Source organism: Pseudomonas sp. MAG733B (assembly GCF_036884845.1).
In the GTDB taxonomy this organism is placed as follows: Bacteria; Pseudomonadota; Gammaproteobacteria; order Pseudomonadales; family Pseudomonadaceae; genus Aquipseudomonas.
On record NZ_CP145732.1, the window covers coordinates 4,669,029 to 4,683,678 of the forward strand.

Annotated in this window: 14 protein-coding genes and 1 pseudogene; 6 read left to right on the forward strand and 9 right to left on the reverse strand. The window is 58.4% G+C overall.

The window, feature by feature from the left end; translation table 11 throughout:
- The 5 genes and pseudogenes from V6Z53_RS21340 to V6Z53_RS21360 all read right to left on the reverse strand — a co-directional run bounded on the left by V6Z53_RS21340 (window position 1) and on the right by V6Z53_RS21360 (window position 5,204).
- A complete protein-coding gene (locus V6Z53_RS21340) occupies window positions 1–1,245 on the reverse strand; it encodes an FAD-dependent oxidoreductase (RefSeq protein ID WP_338586546.1) in 1,245 nt (414 codons plus the stop codon).
- Window positions 1,234–1,398, reverse strand: a pseudogene (locus V6Z53_RS21345) (rubredoxin); the annotation flags it as partial. The pseudogene V6Z53_RS21345 and the gene V6Z53_RS21340, both read right to left, overlap by 12 nt.
- A gap of 5 nt (window positions 1,399–1,403) precedes the next feature.
- Window positions 1,404–2,849 (reverse strand): aldehyde dehydrogenase family protein, encoded by a 1,446-nt coding sequence (locus V6Z53_RS21350; protein WP_338581601.1) that lies wholly within the window; start codon window positions 2,847–2,849, stop codon window positions 1,404–1,406.
- Between the two features lie 11 nt (window positions 2,850–2,860).
- Window positions 2,861–4,048, reverse strand: coding sequence for an aromatic ring-hydroxylating dioxygenase subunit alpha (locus tag V6Z53_RS21355; RefSeq protein ID WP_338581602.1), 1,188 nt, complete (start codon window positions 4,046–4,048; stop codon window positions 2,861–2,863).
- 244 nt (window positions 4,049–4,292) lie between these two features.
- A complete protein-coding gene (locus V6Z53_RS21360) occupies window positions 4,293–5,204 on the reverse strand; it encodes a LysR substrate-binding domain-containing protein (RefSeq protein ID WP_338581603.1) in 912 nt (303 codons plus the stop codon).
- Between the two features lie 528 nt (window positions 5,205–5,732).
- Between V6Z53_RS21360 and V6Z53_RS21365 the strand changes: the two genes are divergently transcribed.
- From V6Z53_RS21365 to V6Z53_RS21375, 3 genes are read left to right on the forward strand one after another with little or no spacing between them, the layout of a single operon-like run.
- Window positions 5,733–7,280, forward strand: a complete 1,548-nt coding sequence (locus V6Z53_RS21365) for a CHASE2 domain-containing protein (protein ID WP_338581605.1) — start codon at window positions 5,733–5,735, stop codon at window positions 7,278–7,280.
- 13 nt (window positions 7,281–7,293) lie between these two features.
- Window positions 7,294–7,701, forward strand: a complete 408-nt coding sequence (locus V6Z53_RS21370; protein ID WP_338581606.1) for a hypothetical protein — start codon at window positions 7,294–7,296, stop codon at window positions 7,699–7,701.
- A gap of 27 nt (window positions 7,702–7,728) precedes the next feature.
- On the forward strand, window positions 7,729–8,835 hold the full coding sequence (locus V6Z53_RS21375; protein ID WP_338581607.1) for a M48 family metalloprotease: 1,107 nt from the start codon (window positions 7,729–7,731) through the stop codon (window positions 8,833–8,835).
- A gap of 8 nt (window positions 8,836–8,843) precedes the next feature.
- On the opposite strand, the gene V6Z53_RS21380 is transcribed toward V6Z53_RS21375, so the two are convergent.
- On the reverse strand, window positions 8,844–9,164 hold the full coding sequence (locus V6Z53_RS21380; protein ID WP_338581608.1) for a multidrug efflux SMR transporter: 321 nt from the start codon (window positions 9,162–9,164) through the stop codon (window positions 8,844–8,846).
- Between the two features lie 62 nt (window positions 9,165–9,226).
- Window positions 9,227–9,682, reverse strand: a complete 456-nt coding sequence (locus V6Z53_RS21385) for a carboxymuconolactone decarboxylase family protein (RefSeq protein WP_338581609.1) — start codon at window positions 9,680–9,682, stop codon at window positions 9,227–9,229.
- 208 nt (window positions 9,683–9,890) lie between these two features.
- On the opposite strand from V6Z53_RS21385, the gene V6Z53_RS21390 reads away from it, so the two are divergent.
- The 3 genes from V6Z53_RS21390 (at window position 9,891) to V6Z53_RS21400 (ending at window position 12,667) form a co-directional block, all read left to right on the forward strand.
- On the forward strand, window positions 9,891–11,309 hold the full coding sequence (locus V6Z53_RS21390) for a PLP-dependent aminotransferase family protein (RefSeq protein ID WP_338581610.1): 1,419 nt from the start codon (window positions 9,891–9,893) through the stop codon (window positions 11,307–11,309).
- A gap of 102 nt (window positions 11,310–11,411) precedes the next feature.
- Window positions 11,412–12,044, forward strand: coding sequence for an NAD(P)H-dependent oxidoreductase (locus V6Z53_RS21395; protein WP_338581612.1), 633 nt, complete (start codon window positions 11,412–11,414; stop codon window positions 12,042–12,044).
- A 23-nt stretch (window positions 12,045–12,067) separates the two neighbouring features.
- Window positions 12,068–12,667 carry a TIGR00730 family Rossman fold protein gene (locus tag V6Z53_RS21400; RefSeq protein WP_338581613.1) on the forward strand — a complete coding sequence of 200 codons (600 nt, stop codon included), beginning with the start codon at window positions 12,068–12,070 and terminating at the stop codon, window positions 12,665–12,667.
- A 65-nt stretch (window positions 12,668–12,732) separates the two neighbouring features.
- Here V6Z53_RS21400 and V6Z53_RS21405 read toward each other — a convergent pair whose 3' ends face one another.
- Both V6Z53_RS21405 and V6Z53_RS21410 read right to left on the reverse strand, forming a co-directional pair.
- A complete protein-coding gene (locus V6Z53_RS21405) occupies window positions 12,733–13,380 on the reverse strand; it encodes a hypothetical protein (RefSeq protein ID WP_338581614.1) in 648 nt (215 codons plus the stop codon).
- A gap of 718 nt (window positions 13,381–14,098) precedes the next feature.
- On the reverse strand, window positions 14,099–14,515 hold the full coding sequence (locus tag V6Z53_RS21410) for an organic hydroperoxide resistance protein (RefSeq protein WP_338581615.1): 417 nt from the start codon (window positions 14,513–14,515) through the stop codon (window positions 14,099–14,101).
- Window positions 14,516–14,650: the final 135 nt, after the last annotated feature.

Below are 14,650 nucleotides of genomic sequence, written 5' to 3' on the forward strand. Positions count from 1 at the left end.
TCAGGCAACCGCCTGCTGGGAATGCTGACAGGACTGCAGCAATGCGCTGCGTTGCGTTTGCGCTTGACGACCGAGCAGGACAAAACCATTGAGCTGGCCCGTGGTGTCGTAGAACCCGGCACTCAAGCCATCGTCGGTCGGCGTGCAGCGCCATTCACCTTCGCCGGCGTTAGCGGGTGCCAACAGACACAGCGGCGCCGCCGGCGTCTTCACCGTTACCGGCATCAACGGGTAGTCGACAGCCGTGGGTTGGCCAAGCAATGTCTTGCTCAACGCAGCAATGCCTTGGTTGATCGGCGCCAGATACGGCAACAGTTGCCCATCGACCTCGATGCAGTCACCCAAGGCGAAGATGCCCGGTACCGAGGTTTGCAACTGAGCGTTCACCTGAATACCCCGCCCAACCACTACGCCGGCACTCTCTGCCAGGCTCAGGTCGGGACGCAGACCCACGGCAGACAACACCAGATCGGCCTCGATGGTCTGGCCGTTGGCGAGTTTCAAGCGATAGCCCTGAGTGGTCGAATCGATGGCCTCCAGGGTGTTTTGCAGATGCCACCTCACTCCCAAATCACTCAGAGCGTTTTGCAGTACCTGCCCCGCCTCCGCCGGCAACAGACGCTCCATCGGCCAGCGACCCAGGCCGATCACATCGACGCTGAAACCGTTGTGGGCCAGGTCATTGGCGAACTCGCAACCAATCAGGCCATCGCCCAGGATCGCGACGCGCCGCACACCGGTCAGACGCTCACGGAACCCGTGGTAATCCTGCAGGTTATTGACGCTGATCAGCGCTGACGTATCGCCCTGAATCGGCAAGCGAATCGGCTGCGCACCGCTGGCAAGCACCAACTGGCCATAGTCCATTTCGCCGAAACTGGTACGCAAGCGCCGCGCCGAACTGTCGATGCCCAACACCTTGCAGTGCGGATACACGCGGATGTTCAAGCGCTGCTCGATTGCCAGCGGTGATTCGCCGGACAACGCCTCGGCACTCTTGCCTTGGGACAGTCCGATCGACAGCGCAGGTTTCGAATACAGATGCCCGGACTCTTGCGTCAGCACGCGGATCTCGACCTTGGGGTCTGCCTTGCGCAACGCCTGGGCCAGGCCATAACCGGCATAACCACTGCCGATGATGACGATCGGCTGGCGCGGTGCCGCAGCAACCACAGGCGCAGCCACCACTACCGGCGGCGTGCTGACGGCTGTCACCGCCTGCGTGTATTCACTGATATCGAGCATTTCGAAATCAGCCTTGCCGACGTGGCATTCCGGGCAGATCCAGTCTTCGGGAACATCTTCCCAGCGCGTGCCGGCGAGGATGCCATCCTCGGGCCAACCCAGCGCCTCGTCGTAAATCAGGCCGCAAACGATGCAAAGCCAAGTCTTGAACATGGTGTTCACTCCCCAGCAATCCGGATCGCTACGTTTTTGGTGCGCACGTAGCTGTATAAGGCTTCCTGACCCTTCTCCCGACCGAAGCCCGACAACCCGACACCGCCAAACGGCGTCTCGATGCCACCGGCGTACCATTCGTTGACGAACACCTGGCCGGATTTCAACTGGCGTGTGCAACGCATGGCGCGGCTGATGTCCTGGGTGAACACCCCGGCCACCAGACCAAATTCGGTGCCGTTGGCAATCGCGATGGCTTGTTCTTCGGTGTCGAATGGCATGATCGCCAGCACCGGCCCGAAGACTTCTTCCTGAGCGATGCACATCTCTGGGGTGACGTCGCGGAACACGGTCGGACGCATGAAGTGCCCGGCACGGTCAGCGAAGGCTTCACCGCCGGTAACCGCTACGGCTCCGTCTTCGATGGCTCGTCGGCACAAGGCTTCGATGCCCGTCAGTTGCCCGGCGCTGACGACCGGCGTGAGGTCGGCATTCTCCTGACCCAGACCGACACTCAACCCTTCGGCCATGGCAACGACGGCCTCGACCACTTCTTCATAAATCTCGCGCTGTACCAGCAGCCGCGACATCGCCGAACAGACCTGGCCGGCATTGAAGAAAATCCCCGACTGAACGCTGGCCAGGAGTTGTTCACGATCGGCGTCGGCAAAAGCGATTGCCGCCGACTTGCCACCCAACTCCATCACACTCGGAATCGCATGCTGCGCGGCATCGCGCAAAATCGACTGCCCCGTCGGAACGGAACCGGTGAACACGATCTGATCGACAGCACGGTGGCTGACCAGATACGCACCGACTTCGCGACCACGGCCACAAATCAGGTTGACCGCGCCGTCGGGCAAGCCAGCCTTGGCGATGGCGCGGATCAGTACGCACATGCCCAGCGGGGACAGCTCGGGGGACTTGATCACCACCGCATTACCGGCCGCCAGTGCCGGTGCCAGCGAACGGGCGCAGATCGACACCGGGAAATTCCACGGTACGATCTGGGCCGAAACGCCCATCGGGTCGTACAGGGTGAAGTCCATGTAACCGTTGCCCAGCGGAATCGAGGTGCCCTCGATTTTGTCCGCCATGCCGGCGTAATACTCGAAGTAGCGCGCCGCCTCGATGAACTCGTCCTTGGCATCGCTCAGGCGCTTGCCGTTTTCCTGGCACAGCACCCAAGCGCCTTCGTCCGCCACCGCACGAATTTCTTCGGCGATGCGCAGCAACCACGTGACACGCTGCGCCGGGCGCACGCGGGTCAATTCGCCGCTGTCGGCGCAGCGACGCGCCGCCAGCAATGCACGCTCGGCATCGGCCACGGTGGCCTGGGCGATGGTCGCCAGGGGTTCGGCGGTGCCGGGGTTGTTCACCGTCAGGCGCTGGACGCTGTCGCTCCATTGCCCGTCGATATAGTTGAGCCAGTGAGAGGCTATCGGATACATGGGACCTCTCCTCAGGCAGACGGCGTGATGGCGAGCAACTGCCGTGCAGCCCACTGGTGGAAGAAGTGCGTCGGAATGTCCATTTCCGGCGAGAACGCGCCGCCCTTGTAGCCTGGGGAATGACGACCCTTCTGCATGCCTTCCACGGAGCTGATGTCTTCGGCGAACACCACTTTCCACGACTCCAGGATTGCATCGCGGCAAGCGCTGAATTCTTCGCTGCTCGCGGCTTCGTCGCCGACATAGAACAGGCGTAGGTGCTCGATGGTGCGGCCCGGCGCGACTGGTTCCAGTTGCATGGCGAAGGCATGGTCAGCCTGGATGCCGAGCAGAACGTTCGGGAAAAACGCGACGTATTCGGCGTTGCGCAAGCGGTCCAGCGGCCAGCCCGGGAATTTCGGCAGGTGCGTACCGGCGACGTCCGACAGGTTGTAGGCGTAGCTGCCCTGACCGGCGAAGTGTTCGTCAAAAATGATGTTGTAGTGATCTTCCAGACGCGAGTACGAGTTCAGGCTCGGGTGTACCCACGGCAAGTGGTAGGCCTCGCAGTAGTTCTCGACGGCCAGTTTCCAGTTGCAGTTGATGTCCAGCGTGGTGGCGTCATGACCCGGGCGGCGGCGCATCAGGCTCATGCCGTCTTCACCGAGGAACTGGGTCCAGCGTTTGGTCAACGGCGCCAGCATGTCTTCAAGCGGCTGCGCATCGCCGGAAAGGTTGATGAACACCATGTCCATCCAGATCGCGCTGCGGATGGCTTTCAAGCCATGTTTTTCACAGGCGAAGCGTTCGTCCTTGTGCTGGTCAATACCGCCAACGTGAGGCGTGCCACGCAAGCCGCCGTTGAGGTCGTAAGTCCAGGAGTGGTACGGGCAGCGAATCACGCCCTGCACTTCGCCGGCCTCTTCCACCAGTTTCATGCCGCGGTGGCTGCACACGTTATGGAACACTTGCACCAGGCCTTCGCGGTTGCGCATCAACAGCAACGGCAGGCCCATGAAATCGATTGGCTTGACCGAACCGGCCTTGCCCAGGTCGCTGGCGAAGCCGACGCAGGCCCAGGTTTTACCCATGACCTGATCGCGTTCGAGTTCGAAGTAACGTTGCTCGGTGTAGAACTCGTTGCTCAGGCCGGTCGCTTCGTGGATCGGATTGAGGACGGTTTCAAGGTGATGCACTGGAATCTGTTGGAGGGTGGTCATTATTGTTTTCCCCTGCTGGGCACGGTTTGGATGATCGGCGGGCACATTGGCCCGGGTCCGCTGGCGGCAAGTTTGGGAAAACAGGGAGTGTCTCGACAAACGATATTTCGGGAGGGATTAATGACTTTTGATCATGAATATGACAGCACCGTGGTTCCCCTGTAGTCGCTGCCGCAGGCTGCGATCTTTTGATTTTGCTTTTTAACAAAACAAAAGATCGCAGCCTCGTTGCACTCGACAGCTCCTACAGGGGCGGTGTCGGAAGTTGATTCATCAACCAGCTGCGAAAGCGTTTGACGCTCTGGCGCATGCCGCCACGGGACAACGGCTCAAGCAAACAAAACTGCGCATCGGTTCTCAGCACGGTATCGAGCGGACGGATCAGCGCGCCGCTCTGTAGGTGATCGTCGACAAGATTGGACCAGGCCAGCGCAATACCCTGCCCGCTGATGGCCGACTGGATCAGCATCGAGTAGCTGTTGATATTGATCCGGCGTTTTGGCTCGACATTTTTCAGGCCCTGACTCTGGAACCACTCCGGCCAGCCAATCCAGTCGCGTTGCGGGTCATCGAGAAACAGCCAGGTGCAGGCTGCCAGGTCCTCGGGCTTGTTCAAGGCTGGATATTTGGCAAGGTAAGCGGGGCTGCAAACCGGATAAACCTCTTCGGAAAACAACGGCGTGACCTGCATGTCGCGGGGCGGTGTCTTGCAGTAATACAACGCCAGGTCGCAATCGAGGCGAGAGAAATCCTTGACCTGGTCATGGGCGATGATCCGCAGGTCGATCTCTTCGTTCTCCCGTTGAAACTCGGTCACTTTCGGCAACAGCCACAGCGAAGCCATCGCGGTACTGGTGGCGACCGTCACCTGCTCGGCGCCCTGCCAATGGCGAATCTCGCCGGTGGCTTGGGCGACTTGCATCAACGACGCACGCACCGTTTCATAGTACTGACTGGCCGCTGGGCTCAGGTGAATCGTGCGGGTGGTGCGTTCGAACAACACCTTGCCCAGATAGTCTTCAAGCAGCCGAACCTGTCGACTGATTGCACCTTGCGTCACGTTCAACTCTTGCGCAGCCAGGGTGAAACTCAAATGACGTGCCGCCGCTTCAAACGCGACCAGACTGTTGAGTGGCGGTAATGGGTGGATTTTCATACAAGGCCGGTCACGTCGTTATTGTGGTTTTATCGCGGCATATTAGCCCCTGCCGCAGACGCTGGACAGCGCCGCTCTGACCGACAATGAGTAACCCTGTGGGAGCGAGCTTGCTCGCGATGAGGCCGGCACATTCAACATCCCAGCCACCTGACCCACCGCCATCGCCATCGCCATCGCCATCGCCATCGCCATCGCCATCGCCAGCAGGCTGGCTCCCACACTGGATATTTGCCAACCGCAAATTCCATGATCTGCGCAAAGGACGGATTACGCTGCTGGCGAACGGATCCAATAAGTGTAACAACCGCGAAACAGCCGCGATCAAGCGGACTATTTCGCCGATAAAGGGCGCTTGCGACCGACTGGCCAACTGCTAGTGTGAACAGGGAGCGCAACGGTTGAACACGCCATTTGTTCGAGTGCTGTAGATCTTCGGCCAGTACCGGAACGCAACAACGGCAGACTCCTGCACAGTGCCCCGGTGGATTCCTGGGTTAGCGTTTTGTGAGTGGCGGAAAGATCGCAATGACCGGCCATGACAAGTCCGAGCACTGGATAGCCCGTTGGATATCTGCTGGCACTCATCATTTGCCTGCGGCGTTGATGGTTGCTGCGGTGGTGTTTATCTGTCATCACAAATTGCACTTGCTTGACGCTATCGACGGTTACGCCTATCTGGGAATTGGCAATCGAACGGCCAATAGCATCGCACGGGAGATCGGCAGTAAGCCCACAGTGGCGGTGGTACTGATCGACCAGAAAAGTCATGAAGACTATTACCAGGAACGCAGCCCCCTAAACCGCTGCCAGCTGAAAAAAGACCTCGAGGCCATATATGACCTTCCAGGACCACCAAAGCTATTGGTGATCGATCTCGACCTTTCACCTCCATTGCCGCTCCTGCCACTCGAAGGCCCTGAAAATCAAGAATTGAAATACTGCGACGCTCAACTCAAGACGCTGCTCTCGCAACAGAGAAAAACCGAAACCGTGGTAATTGCCCCCTTTGAAATGCTCGATAAGAATGCCCAGGCGAAGAACGAAAACTGGCGCAAGGAGCTTACGGGCATTGTCACCTTCGCCGACCCTAGCATCAGAGTCAGCTATGGGCTGGTCAACGGTATCGAATGCACCGCCGACTCGCTAGCCGTGACGGCGTACGATAAATACCCGGATAAACCCGCCAACCTGAAAAACTGCCGGACCGAAGAAGACGATGATCTGAAGATCAGCCCGGGGCAGTATTTTTCCGGTTTGCGGCCGGTGTCGATCTGCCAGTTGTCGTCAAGAGTGGAAGAAAGCCAATGCCATACCTCCGAGAACGAAGGCCCCAATAACTTGCCGGTCGTGTTCTTCGGCGCCAGTTTTGGTGACAGCGACACCTACCTTACCCCCCTCGGTACGATGTATGGCGTGGAGGTGCATGCAGCAGCTTTCATGTCGTTGCTGCAACCGACCACTCATAACGACTTGTCGGCATTCATCCTGGACGTCGTGCTCGGTCTGGTGATGGGCAGCAGCATTGCCTTTTTCTGGCACCACTATTTCTCTCTGCGTTTCAGTTCCAGTGCCGTCAAACGTCAGTGGGCTCCGTGGATGATCCTGCTACTTGTCATCTTCCTTTTGCCCTTGGTTGCCGGACTGACTTACTTGTCTTTCGTGTTGTTGCGTCACTGCAACATTTGGCTCTCACCGATTCCGATTGCAGTGGGGATGCTGATCGAAAGCTTCTTCAACAGCGCGATCGGTAACGCCGTGAAGGAAGGCTACGAGCAACGTCAGGCGCTGATCCGACGCCTTCAAGCCAGCGGCCCCGACAGCTATGCGAGTCGATTGGCACTGGAAGCTGAGCAGCACCCGCACCCTGCGCACAGTCTTCAAGAGCGCGCGAAGCGTTTTGTTTATCTGGATTGCCTACGCCTGTGGCGCCTCGAGAAATATGGTGCAGCGCTCTTGCTGTTCGTACGCCGGCTGATGTTTTTACTGGTGCTGCTACTTGCCTTTTACTGGGATTCGATTGTTCCACCCATCAAGGACTTTCTTTTAAAAGCCGTGATCTTCCTTTTTTACTAGCCGAGGACATTCCATGAATCCGCTCCGCTTCAAGCTCGTCATCGCCTCGCTACTGCTGACTGCCGCAGCGACCGTCATGGCCCAAGACTGCAAAGGGCTACAGGACCTGCAACAGTATCGATCCGATAAACCGCAGGTCGAATGCAGCTCCCTCACATCGGTACTCGACAGACTGGTCAACACCCGCAAAACCGGCGGCCGCAAACTCGAAGAAGACCGCCCGTTCAACGCCCAGCAAGCCCAGGCCGACTTGACCAAGGCGCAGGCCGACCCCGAGGTCCGTCCGCGACTGGAGAAGATTAAAAAGGAAGTGTCTGACCCGACCCGTCGGCTGGTGTATGAAGCTGCGGTCTTCGACGAAGAGGGGTATTACGGCGCCAGGGATTTGCGCATCAACCAGCTCAAGCAACAGCTCAAATGACAGGCAAGTCCCTGTCGGGGATACCCCATGAACACGCGCGTGGCCCTGCACGGTGTACTGGCGCTGACGATACTGGTCAGTGCCTGTGACAGTACCCCGAAATTGTCCAACCCCTTCAGCAGCCAGGATAGCCCGCAACACATCAAGGACATCAACAGCCTGCCGCCCCGTGCTCTGGTGGTGCTCGACCGTAACTGTGCCGAACTGGTGCAACCCTATCGGCTGACCGATAACTTCGCCTCGCTCTCGGTGTTCGGCATGCAGGAAGGTATCAAGGCAGTGCCGGGTCAACTGAGCAAACTGTTCGGTGGAAGCGGTTCGCAAGCGTCCGCCAGCAGCGACAAACTCAGTGACTCGGCGAAGCAGGCGGCCAAGCAATTGAACTGGATGCCCATGAGCGCCGAGGTGATGTATGCCGAGCGTCAACATCGGGCCCGCCAGGACGAGTTGCTGACCCGTGACAGCAAGCAGGGCCGCAAGTACTACCCCACCGCCGACAAGATGCTCAGCGATATTCTGGCCAGCATCCACGAGCCGTACGACTATCAATTCAAGCTGTTTATCGTCAAGAGCGACAACCATAACGCCCTGGCTTTACCGGGCGGCTACCTGTATCTGGACAAGGGTCTGTTGAGCACACCGGAGATGCAGAAAAAGGCCTACTTCGCCCTCGCCCACGAAATTTCCCATGTGCTGCAACGGCATGAAACCAAGGAGATGCAGAGCCTGGTGGTCGACTCCTTCAGTGCCAAATCGGACTTGCTCACACTGATGAAAAGCTCTCAGGGAAACCCCAAGGCAGTGGTCGACCGGATCAAACTGGAGAAGGGGCAATTCACCCGTCACCATGTCGATCAGGAACTGCAGGCCGATTCCTGTGCGGTAAAAATGCTCAGTCGGGTCTACCCCACTCGGCAGCAATTGGCGGACTCGATCAATGCGTTCATCAACGACCTGCCGCCGGCGCAGGCCAGTTCGACGTCCAAAGCCGCCAGCAATCAGACTGTGGCCATGGCAGGTGATGTGGAAGACATCGTCAAGTCACCGGCCCTGCGCCATCCCAACACCCAGGAACGCAAAGCCAACTTGCAGGAGATTTACCAGGAGGTCGGGGCTGGCGGAAAGTCAGGCTAGTGGCTGACTCAATTTCCCGAGACCAGCTTCAGTCCGATCACGCCAGCCAGGATCACCGCGATGCAGAGTATCCGCGGCAGCGACGTCGAGTCGCCCAGCAAGGCCATGCCGACAATCGCCGTCCCTGCCGCGCCGATGCCGGTCCACACCGCGTAGGCCGTGCCCACCGGTAACGTGCGCAGCGACAGCGACAGCAGAATGACGCTCGACAGGCCGGTGACCACGGTCAAGACGCCGGGGACCAGTCGGGTGAAGCCTTCGGAGCCCTTCATGTAGAAGGCGAAGGCGATTTCCAGGATGCCAGCGATACCCAGCAGTGCCCAGGCCATATGTCATTGCTCCTTTGAAAGGACTCGCCGGGCCTCGAAGCCCGGCGAGAGAGAGAGTGGGATCAGGCTTTTGCGGCGGCTGCCGGTTGCGAGCGGAATGCCACGCCGAGTCGGTTGAAGGCGTTCATCAAGCTGATGGCGTAGGTGAGATCCGCCAGTTCCTTTTCGCTGAACTCAGCGGCAGCGGCCTCATAGACGGCATCGGGTACGCCGGTTTCGGCAACGCGAGTGACACTTTCCGCCCAGGCCAGCGCAATGCGTTCACGCGGGGTGAAGACATTCCCGGCGTCGTGCCACACCGGCACCAGCACCAGTTTTTCTGTCACGACACCGAGGTTGAGCAGGTCGCGAGAATGCATGTCGATGCAAAACGCGCAGCCATTGATGAGCGAAACTCGCAGGTAAACCAGGTCGATCAACTCGGTGGGCAAACCGCTCTTGAGCAGATAGCCGTACACATTGCCGAAGGCCTTGTAACCTTCAGGAGAAGCGCTGGAGTAGTTGATACGTTGAGTCATGATGAATCCTCGGGTTTGCTGTTTGGAGGACTGCATCGTGGGGCAGCTTGGCCTATGCTTGAAGAGCCATGTTTTGGTTAGTGTCATGGGCCATGTTTGTGCCGTCATGGCCTAGTCGAACAAGCGATTCATGGACCTTTGAAGCAGGTCATGAGACTTGTAGGATTATTGTTTAAGTCGGCAACGCTGTTGCCTTCAGAGCCAGAGCATGAGCAAAACCGTCAATAGCTTTTCCCCCCTTGACCCCGGCTCCATGGAACCGATCTACCGGCAGATCTACTGGCGGTTTCGCGGTGCGATCACCGACGGCGTACTCGCGCCGGGCGAGCGCATTCCCGCGGCCCGGGCACTGGCAAAAGAGCTGGGGCTGGCGCGGGGAACCGTCGATACCGCGTACTCGTTGCTGACCGCCGAAGGTTACCTTCAGTCTCGCGGCCAGGCCGGCACGGTGGTTGCGGCAGGGCTGAATGTCCGGACTAGCCAAAGCCGAGACGAACGCGCCTTGAGCCCAGCCTCCAGCGCCTCGCTCCGGCAAAAGTCGCCGGTGCTGCCCTTTCAGATGGCTTTGCCGGCGCTGGATGAATTTCCGCGCAAAATCTGGGCGCAGATCGGTGCTCGCTGCGTGCGTGCAACGGGGGTTGCGGAGATGGCCAACCCCTCGGCGCATGGCCTGGAATCCCTGCGCAGTGCGATTGCCAGCTACCTGCAAGTGGCGCGCGGCATCAGTTGCCAGCCTTCGCAGGTATTCGTCACTTCGGGCTACCGCAACACCCTGACGCTGATCGTGCACGCCTTGCTGCAACCGGGCGACCGCGTGCTCGTCGAGAATCCCGGTTACTCCCCTACCCGCCAAGTGCTGGAATATTTGCAGATCGGCGTGCAACCCATTGCGGTGGACCAGGACGGCATGCAAGTCGCGCAAGCCGTGATCGATTCATCCGGCGCACGCGCCGCCGTGGTCACGCCGGCCCATCAGAGCCCGTTGTGCATGTCGCTGTCGTTGCCGCGACGCTTGCAACTGTTGGAGTGGGCGAGTCGGGAGCAAGCGTGGATCATCGAAGACGACTACGACGGCGAGTACCGCTACGTCAGCCGTCCACTGCCAGCGCTCAAAAGCCTGGATCGCGAGGGTCGTGTGCTTTACGCCGGCACCTTCAGCAAAGTGCTGTTTCCCGGCATCCGCATTGCGTATCTGGTGGTGCCGTCGGCGCAGGTCGAACGCTTCGAACAAGTCGCCCAGACGTTCCTCGGCGGCGTCCCGGAACTGACCCAGGCCATCGTTGCGACCTTTGTCACCGAGGGCCATTTCGCCCGGCATATCCAGCGCATGCGCAAACTCTACGGCGAACGCCGGGTAGCGGCAGTCAAGGGCCTGAGCAATGCCTTGGGTGAACACATCCACATCGATGCCCAACCCGGCGGCATGCACCTGATACTGCGATTGACCCGGCCACAATCAGACCGTGCGCTGGTCGAGCGCCTGCTGCGCGCGGGGATCTACGCCGAAGCCTTGAGCGAGTGTTGCTTCGGCCCCGAAACCCATTGCGGGTTGATGCTTGGCTTCGCCAACATCGACTCGCAAGCCAGTGCCGAACGGCTTGGGCAAAAAATCCTGGCGCTACTCTGACCCCATCCATGGCCCACACACGCAACCAATTCTTGGCTCTTTGTCACTGGTCCAAGCGACGACATCATGCAGATCCTGTCTCCACACACGTCGAAGGGTCCCATGAAAATACTGCGCGTGATCTGCAGCCCGCGAGGGACATCCTCCGAGAGTTATCGACTCTCGCAAACCCTCATCAATCACCTGATCGACAGCCGCCCCGGCAGCGACTTCATCATTACCGAGCGCGGCGTCACGGGGCTTGCGCATATCGACGCCGAATACGCCGAAGCCGTGAGCAAGCGACGCGATCCGTCAAACCCGGTAACCGCCACAGGCGCGCTGCTGCAATCCGAGCAATTGATTCGCGAACTGGAAAGCGCCGACTGCGTGGTGATCGCCACTCCCATGCACAACCTGATGGTGCCCTCGGCGCTGAAGGCCTGGCTCGATCATGTGATCCAGGCCGACCGGACCTTTCGCATCACCCCTGAAGGCAAGGTCGGCGCCCTGCGCGATCGGCCGGTGTTTATCGCTGTCGCCTCGGGGGGCACGTTTACCGGGGTCAATGCCCAGCAACCGGACTTTTTGCGGCCCTGGCTGAAAGCGGTGCTGGCGAGTATCGGCTTGCGCGATGTGAAGTTTTTCTCGGTGGAAGGCACCGGTCAAAAACCGGATGTGGTGAATACCACCCGAGCAAAAACCGAGCGGGAAACCGCCCTGTATTTTTCCAGCCATGCAGCAGTGCCTGCCTGAAATCAAATCCCAGGAACAATTCCATGACTACCGCTTCTCCCCTGCGCAGCATTGCCGTGTTTTCCGGCTCCAACTACGGCTTCAACCCGGCCTATGTCGAAGGCGCCCGGGCGTTGGGCCGGGAAATCGCCAGGCGCGGTTTGCGTTTGGTGTATGGCGGCACAGATAAAGGCTTGATGGGCGTGATGGCCGACACCGTACTCGCCGAGGGCGGTGAAGTGGTCGGCATCATCACCCGCCTGTTGTGCGATCTGGGGCACCTGCACCCAGGCCTGACCCGGCATGAAGTGACACCCGACATGCGCAGCCGCAAGACCCGCATGAGCGATTGCGCGGACGCGTTCATTGCCCTGCCCGGTGGCCTGGGAACCTTTGAAGAATTGTTTGAAGTGGCGACGCTGACGCAATTGGGCGAACACCACAAAGGCGTCGCGTGCCTCAACATCGGCGGCTTTTTCGAGCCGGTGCGCAGCCTGCTCAACCATGCGGTGAGTGAAGGTTTCATGAAGACTGAACACAGCGAGATGCTGGTGTTCGATACCGATCCGGTGGCGCTGATCGATGCGCTTGAACGATGGCAGGCGCCGACCGTGACGAAATGGATCGCCCCTCCCCTGATTTGAACGCTTTCAGGTCCTGGCGATGTTGCTCCCAAAATCTGTCGCCAGGACCTTTTTTTACATCAGCATCAATGCGCGGCAGCGTTTACCCATTGCGGTGCGATGAGGCTGGTCTGGCGCTTGGCGCGCTGAGTCAATGCCAGCATCGTCAAGAAGCCCAATACGATCAGCACCGGGTATGCCATCAGCAGTTCGGAGAGAGAGTACTTCCAGGCCAGTGGTCGACCGACACCGAGCATGGCGGCATACATCCAGGACACCGCCGACAGCGAGCCACAAAACAGAGCGAGCATTCGGGCACTGAAGCCGAGTTCGAGCAAGGAGCCAGCCTTCTGCAATGCCGGCAAGACCAGGTGGTGCAGCAGCACGCCGTTGTAGGTCAGCAGCACGACGATTATCACCTTGGCGTGAAGCTTCGGATTCATGAAGTATTCCATGCCTTTGCCCAGGTAATCGATACCGATGATGGCGGTGCCTGTCACCCATAGACAGATCAATGCCATGACCACAGACCGCTGAAGGCTTTCCATATGCGCATGATCATGTGCAGTGAATGCCTTGCGTTTCAATAAATCCCTGACCATTGCAATATCACTGGTCAACACTAAACCAATCGCCACGCAACAGGCGACCAAATGAGCGTAAACTACGCCCAGCCGTAAAAACTCCATGAATTCTTTATGTTCGATCAGGCTCATAATTGTATTTATCGCCACGGGATTCTCTCCACCTTATTCGACAGTACAGATCGGCCAATCAACAGGGTATTTATTAAAACAGCCCCGAACGACCTTGCTCATACAAGAAAATCAAACCCAGGGTTTATTATTTGAAGCCCTATTGGTCCGATTAGGAAATTGATGACAGCTTAGTTGGCACCTCTTGAATTTCGGGTAAAAAAATCCTCATTTGCATTCACTGCAACTGAGGTTCGGATTCAACTTCTTTTTGCGATCAAAGCAGCAGGTCATGGGTGACATGCTGCAGGATCTGAGGCCTGCAACCACGGAATGTTCATTTTTTAGCCACCCCACCGACAAGCGGTCGCTGGCTGGAGAGCCGCCAGCCTCGACATCAAGACATCAACTTCCGCGTCAAGCCCCGGTCCAACTGAGCTGCTTTAATTACATGACCTTCGACATTGTCAATTGGATCCACTAGTTGTCGCGCAAGCAAAAAACATGATCAATAGCGACCACATGTCATTTATGCCCTCACAACTAAAACAGTCAGACTATTCATCATGCTCGAGCTTGACCCGACAGAGCCCGAACAGAGAAAAATGCGCGAGCACTCTTAGTTAATCATTAGATAACAAGTGAGAGAGTTTAAGCCAAAGAACTTTTGACACGCTTGGTCGTCATCTTTGTAAGTATCAGGTCTTGGCGACGTTGCTTGCAGGAAATCGTTCGCCAAGACCTTTTTCATTTCAGTTCAGACCAACTTCAATGTGACGTTGATGTTGTTGCGGGTGGCTTTGGAGTACGGGCAGTACTTGTGGCCGGTGTCGACCAGCTTCTGTGCGGTTTCGCGATCCAGTCCCGGCAGGCTCACATTCAACCGCGCCTGCAAAAGGTAGCCACCTTCATTGGTGCCCAGATCGACTTCGGTATCGACAGCCACATCCTTGGGCAGCGCCACCTTCATCTCCTTGGCCGCGACGCCCATCGCGCCGATGAAACAGGCAGACCAGCCGGCGGCGAACAATTGCTCCGGATTGGTGCCACCGCCGCCCGCGCCCGGGGACGACAGTTTGACATCGAGAATGCCGTCATCGCTTTTGGATGCGCCGTCCCGGCCACCCGTGGTGTGGGTTTTGGCGGTGTACAGAACTTTGTCGAGCTGGGTCATGATGATCTCCTGATTGAATTGAGGTTCATGCAATTTCAGGTGAATCAGAAAAACGGCCTTCAGGTTGGATGCCGGACATTGAATATAGATGGCGCTGCTGGATAAGGTGTGTGATCCGACGAAGGTCGTGTTTTG

Bases quoted from the DNA above. Each gene is read 5' to 3' on its own strand.
- V6Z53_RS21370 (WP_338581606.1), top strand. From the start codon at position 7,294: ATGAATCCGCTCCGCTTCAAGCTCGTCATCGCCTCGCTACTGCTGACT.
- V6Z53_RS21395 (WP_338581612.1), top strand. From the start codon at position 11,412: ATGAAAATACTGCGCGTGATCTGCAGCCCGCGAGGGACATCCTCCGAG.
- V6Z53_RS21390 (WP_338581610.1), top strand. From the start codon at position 9,891: ATGAGCAAAACCGTCAATAGCTTTTCCCCCCTTGACCCCGGCTCCATG.
- V6Z53_RS21340 (WP_338586546.1), bottom strand. From the start codon at position 1,245: ATGCTCGATATCAGTGAATACACGCAGGCGGTGACAGCCGTCAGCACG.
- V6Z53_RS21400 (WP_338581613.1), top strand. From the start codon at position 12,068: ATGACTACCGCTTCTCCCCTGCGCAGCATTGCCGTGTTTTCCGGCTCC.
- V6Z53_RS21355 (WP_338581602.1), bottom strand. From the start codon at position 4,048: ATGACCACCCTCCAACAGATTCCAGTGCATCACCTTGAAACCGTCCTC.
- V6Z53_RS21350 (WP_338581601.1), bottom strand. From the start codon at position 2,849: ATGTATCCGATAGCCTCTCACTGGCTCAACTATATCGACGGGCAATGG.
- V6Z53_RS21410 (WP_338581615.1), bottom strand. From the start codon at position 14,515: ATGACCCAGCTCGACAAAGTTCTGTACACCGCCAAAACCCACACCACG.
- V6Z53_RS21380 (WP_338581608.1), bottom strand. From the start codon at position 9,164: ATGGCCTGGGCACTGCTGGGTATCGCTGGCATCCTGGAAATCGCCTTC.
- V6Z53_RS21365 (WP_338581605.1), top strand. From the start codon at position 5,733: ATGACCGGCCATGACAAGTCCGAGCACTGGATAGCCCGTTGGATATCT.
- V6Z53_RS21385 (WP_338581609.1), bottom strand. From the start codon at position 9,682: ATGACTCAACGTATCAACTACTCCAGCGCTTCTCCTGAAGGTTACAAG.
- V6Z53_RS21375 (WP_338581607.1), top strand. From the start codon at position 7,729: ATGAACACGCGCGTGGCCCTGCACGGTGTACTGGCGCTGACGATACTG.
- V6Z53_RS21360 (WP_338581603.1), bottom strand. From the start codon at position 5,204: ATGAAAATCCACCCATTACCGCCACTCAACAGTCTGGTCGCGTTTGAA.